Source organism: Candidatus Marivariicella sp. (genome assembly GCF_983056325.1).
In genome coordinates, this window is the sequence record NZ_CEZOWA010000027.1 from 1 (window position 1) to 11,600 (window position 11,600).

At 28.8% G+C, this 11,600-nt stretch carries 14 protein-coding genes and 1 pseudogene; 6 read left to right on the forward strand and 9 right to left on the reverse strand.

Annotation, left to right across the window (positions count from 1 at the left end; all coding sequences use genetic code 11):
* Positions 1 to 321 (forward strand): annotated as a pseudogene (locus AC3ATN_RS07965) (valine--tRNA ligase); the annotation flags it as partial.
* A gap of 61 nt (positions 322 to 382) precedes the next feature.
* Here the strand turns inward: AC3ATN_RS07965 and AC3ATN_RS07970 are convergent.
* Genes AC3ATN_RS07970 through rsfS form a run of 5 tightly spaced genes read right to left on the reverse strand, consistent with a single transcriptional unit; the run spans position 383 to position 4,766 of the window.
* On the reverse strand, positions 383 to 1,036 hold the full coding sequence (locus AC3ATN_RS07970) for a phosphatidylserine decarboxylase family protein (protein ID WP_487532745.1): 654 nt from the start codon (positions 1,034 to 1,036) through the stop codon (positions 383 to 385).
* On the reverse strand, positions 1,036 to 1,812 hold the full coding sequence (locus AC3ATN_RS07975) for a phosphatidate cytidylyltransferase (RefSeq protein WP_487532746.1): 777 nt from the start codon (positions 1,810 to 1,812) through the stop codon (positions 1,036 to 1,038). The genes AC3ATN_RS07970 and AC3ATN_RS07975 overlap by 1 nt, the downstream gene beginning before the upstream one ends.
* A 12-nt stretch (positions 1,813 to 1,824) precedes the next feature.
* The gene (locus AC3ATN_RS07980) at positions 1,825 to 2,415 is read right to left on the reverse strand and encodes an LUD domain-containing protein (RefSeq protein ID WP_487532747.1); all 591 of its coding nucleotides are present in this window, start codon (positions 2,413 to 2,415) and stop codon (positions 1,825 to 1,827) included.
* A 27-nt stretch (positions 2,416 to 2,442) separates the two neighbouring features.
* Positions 2,443 to 4,389, reverse strand: a complete 1,947-nt coding sequence (gene ftsH / locus AC3ATN_RS07985) for an ATP-dependent zinc metalloprotease FtsH (RefSeq protein WP_487532748.1) — start codon at positions 4,387 to 4,389, stop codon at positions 2,443 to 2,445.
* Positions 4,390 to 4,394: 5 nt separating this feature from the next.
* On the reverse strand, positions 4,395 to 4,766 hold the full coding sequence (rsfS, locus tag AC3ATN_RS07990; RefSeq protein WP_487532749.1) for a ribosome silencing factor: 372 nt from the start codon (positions 4,764 to 4,766) through the stop codon (positions 4,395 to 4,397).
* 49 nt (positions 4,767 to 4,815) lie between these two features.
* Between rsfS and AC3ATN_RS07995 the strand changes: the two genes are divergently transcribed.
* On the forward strand, positions 4,816 to 5,550 hold the full coding sequence (locus AC3ATN_RS07995; protein ID WP_487532750.1) for a biotin--[acetyl-CoA-carboxylase] ligase: 735 nt from the start codon (positions 4,816 to 4,818) through the stop codon (positions 5,548 to 5,550).
* Here the strand turns inward: AC3ATN_RS07995 and pyrE are convergent.
* Complete coding sequence (gene pyrE / locus AC3ATN_RS08000; RefSeq protein ID WP_487532751.1) at positions 5,534 to 6,190, reverse strand: orotate phosphoribosyltransferase; 657 nt, start codon at positions 6,188 to 6,190, stop codon at positions 5,534 to 5,536. The two genes, AC3ATN_RS07995 and pyrE, sit on opposite strands and share 17 nt — an antisense overlap.
* A gap of 6 nt (positions 6,191 to 6,196) precedes the next feature.
* Between pyrE and AC3ATN_RS08005 the strand changes: the two genes are divergently transcribed.
* Entirely contained in the window at positions 6,197 to 6,829 is a 633-nt protein-coding gene (locus tag AC3ATN_RS08005) for an NUDIX hydrolase (protein WP_487532752.1), read from the forward strand.
* On the opposite strand, the gene coaD is transcribed toward AC3ATN_RS08005, so the two are convergent.
* A complete protein-coding gene (gene coaD / locus AC3ATN_RS08010) occupies positions 6,784 to 7,245 on the reverse strand; it encodes a pantetheine-phosphate adenylyltransferase (RefSeq protein WP_487532753.1) in 462 nt (153 codons plus the stop codon). The genes AC3ATN_RS08005 and coaD overlap by 46 nt on opposite strands.
* A 17-nt stretch (positions 7,246 to 7,262) precedes the next feature.
* Positions 7,263 to 8,258 carry a D-alanine--D-alanine ligase gene (locus AC3ATN_RS08015; protein ID WP_487532754.1) on the reverse strand — a complete coding sequence of 332 codons (996 nt, stop codon included), beginning with the start codon at positions 8,256 to 8,258 and terminating at the stop codon, positions 7,263 to 7,265.
* Positions 8,259 to 8,410: 152 nt separating this feature from the next.
* Here AC3ATN_RS08015 and AC3ATN_RS08020 point away from each other — a divergent pair, with 152 nt between their 5' ends.
* From AC3ATN_RS08020 to yaaA, 3 genes are all read left to right on the forward strand, one after another.
* Positions 8,411 to 8,875, forward strand: coding sequence for a PASTA domain-containing protein (locus AC3ATN_RS08020; RefSeq protein ID WP_487532755.1), 465 nt, complete (start codon positions 8,411 to 8,413; stop codon positions 8,873 to 8,875).
* The gene (locus tag AC3ATN_RS08025) at positions 8,869 to 9,894 is read left to right on the forward strand and encodes an RluA family pseudouridine synthase (RefSeq protein ID WP_487532756.1); all 1,026 of its coding nucleotides are present in this window, start codon (positions 8,869 to 8,871) and stop codon (positions 9,892 to 9,894) included. The genes AC3ATN_RS08020 and AC3ATN_RS08025 overlap by 7 nt, the downstream gene beginning before the upstream one ends.
* Before the next feature lie 76 nt (positions 9,895 to 9,970).
* Positions 9,971 to 10,732: a peroxide stress protein YaaA gene (yaaA, locus tag AC3ATN_RS08030; protein ID WP_487532757.1), complete on the forward strand. Its 762-nt coding sequence runs from the start codon at positions 9,971 to 9,973 to the stop codon at positions 10,730 to 10,732.
* Here the strand turns inward: yaaA and AC3ATN_RS08035 are convergent.
* Entirely contained in the window at positions 10,722 to 11,447 is a 726-nt protein-coding gene (locus AC3ATN_RS08035; protein ID WP_487532758.1) for a M15 family metallopeptidase, read from the reverse strand. The two genes, yaaA and AC3ATN_RS08035, sit on opposite strands and share 11 nt — an antisense overlap.
* Positions 11,448 to 11,600: the final 153 nt, after the last annotated feature.

The following is an 11,600-nucleotide window of genomic DNA, read 5'->3' on the forward strand; positions in this document are numbered from 1 at the left end:
GTAATTTCTAAACTAGCTAAATTGGATAAAATTGAGTTTTCTCAAGAAAAACAAACAAATAAGGGAGGTGTCTTTATTGTTGGTACTGACGAGTTTTTCATTCCTATTGAAATAAAGATTGATCTGAAAAAAGAATCTGCTAAAATAAAGGATGAACTAACTCACTTAGAAGAGTTTTTAATTTCATTAAATAAAAAATTATCAAATTCTAATTTTATTCAAAATGCCCCAATTAACGTAATAGAACTTGAAAGAAAAAAAGTTGAAGACTCAAAGGAAAAAATTAAAAATATTAAAAAAAGACTGCAAAGTTTCAAATAATGTCGATATCCCATTTTCATCAAATAACTTACAATGTCTTTAATTTTCTTTTAATAGGCACCTATTTAATAGAAGATATAATAGTTTTTGCCCCTTTTGCAATTTGATTTAAAACTACCTCTATAGGAGTATCAATAGGGAGAAATAAATCTACTCTAGATCCAAACTTTATAAATCCAGCATCGTCTCCCTGTTTTACTTCACTACCGACCTTGGCATAATTTACTATTCGCCTAGCTAATGCACCAGCAACTTGTCTGTATAGAACTTCTCCAAATTCAGTATTTTTGATTACAATAGTAGTTCTTTCATTTTCTTCGGAAGATTTGGGATGCCATGCAAATAGATATTTTCCAGGATGATATTTGCTATAAGTAACTTTTCCACTTAGCGGATATCTCGTTATATGAACATTTAATGGAGACATAAAAATGGAAACTTGCATTCGATTGTCCTTAAAATACTCTTTCTCACAAACAGACTCAATTACCACTACTTTTCCATCAACAGGAGAAAGTATTTTTTTTATATCTCTAGTAATAACTCTTTTAGGATTTCTGAAAAACTGTAAAATTAGTATTAATAATAATCCTGAAAATAGTTGAATTAAAGTTTTAAGTGACTGATTAATTATATTATATTCTGTAAAAATTGTAAGTGAAACAGCTAATATAAAAAAAAATGTTATTGTTAAATATCCTTCTTTGTGAAACATTAAATCTGATTTAAAACATAAAAACTCCAAGGAGCAATAAAAATAATACTATCCATTCTGTCATAAAATCCTCCATGTCCGGGTAATATATTCCCTGAATCTTTAACTCCTTTATCACGCTTAATTCTTGACTGAACTAAGTCACCCAAGGTTGCTAAAATAGGAATTATAAAAGAAAAAACAACAACTTGAATATAATTTACCCCTACCTCTAATTTATAAAATATAATAGCTATTAGACTGGTAAAAACTAGCCCACCCCAAAAACCCTCCCACGATTTATTTGGAGAAACTTTTGGGATCATCTTAGTTTTTCCAAATTTTTTCCCAAATAAATATGCGAAAGAATTATTTGTCCAGTTTAAAGTAAAAATAAACATCAATAGTTTTGGGTTATAATCCCCTTTTGAAAAAGGTATTACGATTATAAAAAAACAACTAAATACCAGGTAGCCATATGTTAAAAAAGTTGAAACGATTTTTCTTTTGTATCTCCCTACGAATAACCATCTCAACATCAAAATTTGAGAAATGATAGTAATTATCAATATAATTGAAATTGTTTCAGAGGGATTTCTACTTTCTAAAAAATAAAAATACATAAACCCTAGTAAGAAATATGGTATTATGTTTTTCAAATTTAAAAGTTTTTGGTATTCAAAAATTGCTAAACATGAAAAACAAAACATTATGATAGAGAATAATTTAATATCATAAAAAAGTGAGCTCAGTATAATTGAAACATAGCAAATACCAGTAAATGATCGAATAATCATATTATTTATTTTTCACTCTTCAAGTAGTAAATAAATATTTTTAGAACTGTTTCCTTGAGATAAAAAATCAGACTCTTTATCTAAGTTTTTTGCATTTAAAGTCGTGATGTTAGAGGGTAAATTTTTTGAATAAGAAGCTTTGAGTCTACTCATTCCATCACTAACATCTTGTGCGAATTGAAATACTTTAGCTTTTACTATAATATTTTCTGGAAACTCAGTTAGACTTAAGTTTTTGATTTGATTACTTGAAATCATTATTCCTCCAGTTTTTGCAATAAGGAACTCACAATTTATTAAGGCTACTTTTTTTTCTTTTATCTCGGAAGTATCATTTATTTTTAAATTAAAATACTTTCCTAAACTTTTATCTAATAAAAAAACATCAGAATTAATCCAATTGTTTTCACTGAGTATGTTTTGAAAAAAATTCTCACAATCTGAATGAGATTCAGAAAATAAAAAACGACCTCCTTTTTCTGTAAAATTATGAGCGAATACTATTTCAACTGGTTCCTTTTTTTCTGGCATGAAAGGACTTTTGGACGTCATACTTTCTTGGGTAACTTTTTTTTTACCAAAAAGATTGTTCCAAAAACTCACAATTCACAAATGTTTTATAATTAATTTCTATCCTTTTAATTTAGATTTTACCCCGGTTTCGTCTTCGTTATAAGGACGTTTTCCTAATATTTTTACTAAATCTTCCTTAAAGATAACTTCTTTTTCTAAAAGACGTTCTGCCAGAGCAACCAATTTATCCTTATTTGATGCAAGTAAGTCACAAGCTCTTAGGTACTGTTTTTCGATTAATTTTGATATTTCGTTATCAATTGTCTTTGCTGTTTCTTCAGAATATGGTTTTGTAAAGTTATACTCAGATTGTCCAGATGAATCATAATATGTAATATTTCCAATAGTATCATTTAAACCGTAAACTGAAACCATTGCTCTAGCTTGACGGGTGACTTTTTCTAAATCACTTAGAGCACCGGTTGAAATTTTATTAAACATTACTTTTTCGGCAGCTCTACCTCCTAGTGTAGCGCACATTTCATCGAGCATTTGCTCTGTTCTAACAATCATTCTTTCTTCTGGCAAATACCAAGCAGCTCCAAGTGACTGTCCACGAGGAACTATAGTAACTTTAACCAAAGGAGAAGCAAATTTAAGAAACCAACTTACAGCAGCATGACCAGCTTCATGATATGCAATTGTTTTTTTCTCTTCTTTTGTTATTATTTTATTCTTTTTTTCTAAACCACCCACTATTCTATCTACCGCATCTAAAAAATCTTGTTTACCAACAGATTTTTTATTTTTTCTTGCCGCAATAAGAGCAGCTTCATTACAAACATTAGCAATATCTGCACCTGAAAAACCAGGAGTTTGTTTAGCTAAAAAGTCAAAGTCTAAAGATTTGATTGTTTTTAATGGTTTCAAATGAACTTTAAAAATCTCTCTCCTTTCATTAAGATCTGGTAGATCTACATAAATTTGACGATCAAAACGTCCTGCTCTCATTAGAGCTTTATCTAAAACATCTGCTCTGTTTGTTGCAGCTAAAACTATCACGTTTGAGTTAGTTCCAAATCCATCCATTTCAGTTAATAATTGATTTAGAGTGTTTTCTCTTTCATCGTTCGACCCTGTAAAATTGCTTTTTCCTCTTGCTCTTCCAATAGCATCAATTTCATCTATAAAAATTATTGCCGGAGATTTATCTTTTGCTTGTTTAAATAAATCCCTAACTCTTGAGGCTCCTACTCCAACAAACATCTCAACAAAATCTGATCCAGAAAGAGAGAAAAATGGAACTTTTGCTTCACCGGCAACAGCCTTGGCTAAAAGTGTTTTTCCAGTACCTGGCATCCCAACTAATAGTGCTCCTTTCGGTATTTTGCCTCCTAATGCAGTATATTTTCCTGGATGTTTTAAAAAATCTACTATTTCTTGAACCTCCTCTTTCGCTCCTTCTAGTCCGGCAACGTCTTTAAATGTTGTTTTAACATCTGAATTCTGATCGAAGAGTTTAGCTTTTGATTTACCTATATTAAAAATTTGACTCCCTGCTCCACCAGCGCCTCCACCAGACATTCTTCGCATTAAAAATATCCAAACACCAATAATTATTATTATTGGTAGAAATCCTATAATGACATCCAACCACTTGTTTTCAACAGTATTAAATTCATATTTAAAGATGATTCCTTTTTCCTCAGCTTTTTCTAATTTTCTTTGAAAAAGTTCAAGATTACCAACTTCAAATTGGTAGTGGGGGCCTTTTATGTTTTCTTGACCTAAAAAGTTTTTAGATTTCACCCTTTGATGTTCAGCTTTAGACAAAACATCTTCTTTTAAAGAAATCTGAGCTAAATTTTTATTAATTACAACTACCTCTTTTATATCTCCTGCATTAAGATATTTTTCAAATTCACTAGTATTAGTTTTACCTATATTTTTAAAATTTGAATTACCTCCAAAGAAACTCATTCCCAACAAAACAGTTATTACTATTCCATATATCCAGTATATGTTAATTTTAGGCTTTTGAGTTTTTTTATCTTTTTTTTCCATAATTATTAATAGTTTGAGTCGATTTGCGTAGAATTTGCATCTCCCCAAAGATTTTCTAGGTCATAACGATCTCTAATCTGTTTTTGAAATACATGAACAACAACATCAATATAATCAATTAAAACCCATTCTGAATTTTTCTCACCTTCTGTATGATAAGGTTTTTCTTTAAGATTTTTACTTACAGTTTTTTGCACGGAGTTCACAATCGCATTGACATGTGTATTTGATGTACCGTTACAAATTATAAAATAACTACAAACCGTATTTTGGATTTCACGTAAATCCAATAGATTAATTTCTACTCCTTTCACTTCTTCTATCCCTCCAATAATTTTTGAAATAAGAGAATCTGGATTTGGCACATCTTTAATCATTTAAATATCTATTTTTATCCAAATATGTAATTTATTAAATTCTGAACTTTTGTTTACTTTAAACTTACGCAAACTTGATGCCACTAGTTCAACAAATAAAGAATTAAAGTATTTGTTAAAATCTAAGAAATTAGATTCAGGAGATGCTATATGGACTATGAATCAAAAAGAAGGAGTTGGGCAACATGGATCTGTATGGAAAAGCGAGCCTAATTGTCATCTTGCTTTTAGCTTATATGGAATATTTGAAAATTTAAACCCCAAATGGGCTTTTACCCTCAACTGTGCTTCTTCAATAGCTGTATTAAAGACCCTAGAATATTTTAATGTACCAGATCTGTCAATTAAATGGCCAAACGACATATTGTCAGGAAATAAAAAAATATCTGGAATATTGGCAGAGAACCAAATACAGAAAAATAAAATAAGTTCAATTATTGGAATTGGGATAAATCTTTTCGAAAAATCATTTTTAGAATTACCTAACGCTACAAGTGTTTACATTGAAACACGAAAAATGGTACCTATTGATATTTTTATTAAAAAATTATCAGAAAATTTATTAAATTTTATTAAAATTTGTGATGATTCATCTGTAAAATTCTTGAGTAATATATATAATAAAAAACTATTTTTTCTATCAAAAAATATGTGGTTCAAAAATGATAACAAAGTCTTTAAGGCCAAAATAAATAAAGTTTATCTTAATGGTTTATTGGAATTGAAATTAGAAAACAGTAGGCTTAAAACTTTTCAGTCAAAACAGATCAAATGGATTTATTAAAATCCCATTTTTCGGGAGATTTCCTCCAAGAAGTTAACTTTGATAAGGAATTAGAGTTAATCAATTTCTGATTTAATGCTTCTTTTATAAGAGAGTTGTAATCACTTAAAGTATTTAAATGAATTTTTGAATCTTTAAAATTTTCATCAGCAACTTTAAAACCATAAGTGAAAAGACCTAACATTCCTAAAACATTTGCACCCTCATTTCTCAATGCTTCAACTGCATTTAAGCTACTCTTACCAGTAGAAATCAAATCTTCAATTACAACTACATTTGAGTTGTCAGCCATGTAGCCTTCAATTTGATTTTTTTTACCATGCTTTTTTTGTTCTGGTCTAACATATATAAAGGGTAAATCTAATTTTTGAGCTACTAACATTCCAATCCCTATTGCACCAGTTGCTACCCCAGCTATAATAAAATCTTTGTTTTTATAAATAGTTTTAGCTTGAAAAGCCAATTGATTGCCTAGAAAATTTCTTACTTTCGGATAAGATAATGATATTCGATTGTCACAATAGATCGGAGATTTCCAACCGCTCGCCCATGAAAATGGATTTTCAGGACTCAATTTAATTGCATTAATTTGTAAAAGATATTTTGCAGTTTTTACGGAAGTTTGTTTATCCAAAATCATATACAAATGTATAAAGTTTTTTTAAATCATAAGCCACTTATTTTGACAACATCCATTGTTGAAAATGACGATTCAACACCTCTGATTTATTCAAAATTTTCTAACTATTCAGTAATAATTAAAGCATTAAAATCAAAAAAAACTAAATGTATTTATTATTACAATTCAGATTCAGAAAAACTAATTAAGCACCTTCACAAACATTTCCCTCCAATTGAAGCTGCTGGTGGATTAGTTAAAAATGATAAAAATCAATTTTTAGTGATATATAGAAATGGAAAGTGGGATTTACCAAAAGGTCACCTTGAAAAAAAAGAAATGATTGTTGATGGTGCTTTGAGAGAGGTAATCGAAGAGACTGGAGTTCGTGATTTGGTTTCAAAATCTATTTTACCAACAACATATCATTTATATAAAAAAAATGGAGAATACAGTTTAAAAAAAACATATTGGTTCTTAATGAGCTCCAACTACAAAGGAAATTTAAATCCTCAAATTAATGAAAATATTGAAAAAGCAGTTTGGAAAAATAAAACTGAAATTAAGGAATCAATGAAAAATATGTACTCTAATATTGAAATGCTTTTTAATTTTTATTTTGAAGATAATTTAACCGGTGATGGAACAAAAGATTTGTAATCTCCATTATTTTTAATAATATCCCTAACTATACTACTGCTTATAAATGAAGTTTTAGAAGAGGTTAATAAAAATACGGTTTCTATGCCTGACAGCTTTCTGTTCGTATGAGCTATTGCTTTTTCAAATTCAAAATCTGCAGGATTTCTTAATCCTCTAAGAATAAAGCCAGCTTCAATTGATTTGCAATATTTAATTGTTAACCCTCCATAAGATTGAACCTTAATTTTCTTGTATTTATTAAAAACATTTTTAAGGAAAGCTGTTCGTTCTTCTATGGTAAACATATATTTTTTATCAGTATTTATTCCAACTCCAATTATAATTTCATCAAAAAGTGGAAGAGCTCGAAGGATTATATCTTCATGGCCGTTTGTTATAGGATCAAAGGATCCAGGGAAAAGAGCACGTTTCATTAATTTTTTTATTAAAATTATGAATTTTTAATGATTGCTTGATCTAATAAGTCCTCAAATAATTCATGAAGCATAATACCAGCTGCTTTACATTGTTTTGGAATAATACTTTCGCTTGTTAATCCGGGTACAGTATTTATTTCTAGTAAGTGAGGTGTGTTACCTATAAAAATAAATTCACTTCGACAGATACCTTTTAAATTTAATTTATTGTAAAGTAAGACAGCCATTTCATAAACTTTTTTCAACATTTCATCTGAAATATTTGCAGGTGTTATTTCTTGAGCTTTACCTTGATATTTAGCCTCATAATCAAAAAAATCATTTTCAGAAATTATTTCAGTAATTGGAAGACAAATTATATCATTTTTCTTTTTATAAACTCCAACAGAGACCTCTTTTCCTTTTAATTCTGATTCAATTATAATTTGACTATCTTCTTTGAATGCATTTGTGATACCAGCTTTAAGATCATCTATATTGGTTATTCTGTATATTCCAAAACTACTACCTGCTCTACTTGCTTTCACAAAACACGGAAGACCAACTTTTTCAATGATATTCTCTTCTTTAAAATGATCTCCCTCATTGAGATGAAATGATTTAGCAGTTGGAATATTATATTTTTTGACTTCGGAAAGACAATCTCTTTTATTGTATGTTAAAGCGGCTGAAGTATAATTGCAACTAGTATGTGGAATTTTTTTAGCATCAAGTATAGCTGCTAATTGACCATCTTCTCCGGGTGATCCATGTAAAGCATTAAAAATAACATCAAAGTTATATTCAACTTCATTGAGTTTATATGAAAGGTTTTTTCTAGAAATAGATAATTTTTCAGTTTCAGATATTTTTAAATACCAATCCTTAAAATCAATGATTAAAAGAAAAACATTCCAACCTGCTTTTTTTAAAGTTTTTAAAACTAATTCTCCACTTTTCAAAGAGATATTTCTTTCTGAACCATACCCTCCACATGCAATTCCAATAATGCTTTTACTTTTTTCTAACATTATTACAAAGGTAATAGATTTAATAGCATTGCAAAAGTGTTATATTTGTTACAAATTTGAGTATAGTGTATTTAAAATTTTTCACTTCTAAAACTTTTTTTATTCTTATAATAAAAGCAGCTTTTTTTTTAATATTTTTCATTATTATAATTTTGAAAGCATTAGAATTAACAACCTATCATGATAATTATGAGTTGGTCCCTGATATTTCTGGATTTGAATTAAATGAAGCAATTAAGATACTTGGTGAAAATAATTTAAGATATGAAGTGGTTGATTCTACAAAATTTAACCCAAAAATTCTTCCTTATGCCGTCATAGAGTTATTTCCTGTTGCATTAAGTGAAGTTAAAAAAGATAGAAAAATTTATTTAACATTAAACCCTTCAGGATATCGCAAAATAAGTGTTCCAAATATTATTCAGATTACCCTTCGAAATGCTGAATCTAAGCTAAAGGCAGTTGGGCTTCAAGTTGGAGAAATAACTTATATAAATAACATTGGTAAAGATATGGTTTTAGAAATTAGATATCAAGGAAAAGCAATTACATCAGGATCTGTTATTCCTAAAACCTCAAAGATAGATTTAACTCTAGGGAATGGTAAAAGATGGTGAAAATTGATCCAATTCCTAACGACGATAGTTTGTATGAGCATTTCAATTTCATAGCTGATAAAGGACAAGAACCCCTTCGTGTCGACAAATTCTTAATGAATAGAATTGAAAATTCAACTAGAAATAAAATACAACTAGCTGCTAAGTCAGGAAGTATATTTGTTAATGGATCTATTATAAAATCAAATTACAAAGTAAAAGGTGATGATAATATTCAAGTTTTATTTAAACATCCCCCTCATGAAAACCTTCTCATACCTGAAAATATACCTTTAGACATTCAGTACGAAGACGATTATTTTATAATTATTAATAAACCTCCGGGAATGGTCGTTCATCCTGGACATGGAAATTACTCGGGGACTATGATTAATGCTCTTTTATATAGGTTTAAAAAATTACCTGTCAATAGCAATTATAGACCGGGTCTTGTTCATAGAATTGATAAAGATACTTCAGGGCTCTTAGTTGTTGCGAAAACAGAATCATCAATGACCTTTTTGGCGAAACAATTTTATGATAAAACTACAACCAGAGAATATATTGCTTTGGTTTGGGGTAATGTCAAAATGGATGAAGGTAAGATAGAAGGAAATATTGGACGTAATCCGAAAAATCGTTTGCAAATGAAAGTTTTTCCTGAAAATGATTTCGGGAAGAATGCAATTACTCACTACAAGGTTGTGAAACGATTTGGATATGTAACTCTTGTTAGTTGTAGACTTGAAACTGGGAGGACTCATCAGATTAGAGTTCACATGAAGCATATTGGGCATACTATTTTTAACGACGAAAGATATGGTGGAAATCAAATCTTAAAAGGAACGAGTTTTACAAAATACAAGCAATTTGTTGATAATTGTTTTAAAATTATTCCACGACAAGCTCTTCATGCGAAAAACTTGGGATTTATTCATCCTAAAAAAAATGATTATGTTTCATTTGTTTCTGAACTTCCTGAAGATTTTAATAATCTCATAATTAAATGGGAAAAATACTCAAAAAACTCTCAAAACTAATATGTATTTAAATTTTGGTTAATTATTTTTGTAATAAATCTATTATTTTTGATTAAGCTTTAATTAATTCTTTTTTATGAAAATATTTATTTCTCCAGCAAAATCCCTAAATCTAAATTCTGACTTTCCAAATATTCAAGAATCTCAACCATATTTTTTAGATGAAGCCAATACGCTTAATAGAATATTAAAAAAACAAACTGTTAGTGAATTAAGTGATTTAATGAACGTATCACAAAAGTTAAGTCAACTGAATTGGGAGCGTAATCAAAATTTTAAAATTCCTTTTACCATTGGTAATTCTCGACCTGCTATTTTTACATTTAATGGAGATGTTTATGCGGGATTAGATCCTAATTCATTATCAAAACAAAGCTTGGATACTCTTCAAAGTAAAATAAGAATATTATCAGGTCTCTATGGGGTTTTACGGCCATTTGATCTTATTCAACCCTATCGATTGGAGATGGGTACATCTCTAAAAAATAAAAATAACGATAATCTGTACGAATTTTGGAAAGAAAAAATCACTAAATATATTATTGAAGATATTGGAAGTAATAACGTTTTAGTTGATTTGGCCAGTAAAGAATATTCATCTGTTATTGATTTTAATTTAATTAAAAACCCCGTTATAGCTCCGGTATTTAAAGATTTTAAGAATGGAAATTTAAAAATAATTTCCTTTTATGCCAAAAAGGCAAGAGGGTCAATGTCCAGATTTTTGGTAGAAAAAAATGCTAATTCACTTAAAGATATTTTAAAATTTTCTTTAGATGGATATTCTTATAGCGAAGAAGAAACGATGGATGAAAACTCTCCTGTTTTCACTCGTTGAAAACCATATTTTTTAAATCATGATTAATGCCAAGTAAAAATTTGTTTTTATAATAATCAATGAATTCCGGGGTCATATTTTTTGAACCTAAAACATTTTTTTTGATAAATAGCTTTCTAAAATTCAATTCCAATAAATTTCTTAGAATATTTTTTGATATTGGACTGTAGGAATAATGCCAAGGTTCGTGTTTAAAACCAGTTCTATTCAAATTGTTTGTGTAAACTAGAAAAAAACCAAATTTTTCAGAATTGTCATCCATCCAATTTTTAAGTTTTTCATAAGGACCGTTATTATAAAACTTCTCAGGTAATAAAACATCACCTTTAGGTTCAAAATTATCATCAATAATATCTATATCAGTTCCCCAATGATGTCTAGAAGTTCCAGGAATTGTGGAATATTCAATAATTTTTGTAATATTATCATTTGCTGTAAGCCCCATGGAGTTATTTTTTCTAAACTTTCGATTCCATATTTTTCTCTGTTGATTAAAAGATCGAAAACCTGAAACTATTTTTATCCTAATGCTGTCTTTTAGTGCTGCTGTTTTCATTAATTCAAAAGATTTTGACACCTCAGGAAGTAGCTGATAATTTTGGTTTTTTATCATATATTTTTCAATCTGACCTGTCAACTGATCATGGGTAAAATGATTTTTGTTTTGTCCAAAACAAAAAGATAAACCAATAAAAAATAAAACATATTTTTTCATGAAAAACAATTAAAGTTAATTAAACGCAAATATAGAACCTTATTGGAATCAATACAGATGAAGGAGCTCTTAACCAAAACAAATTTATATCTTTGTAGTAATGCGGGAGTAGCTCAGTTGGTAGAGCGTCAGCCTTCCAAGCTGAATGTCGCC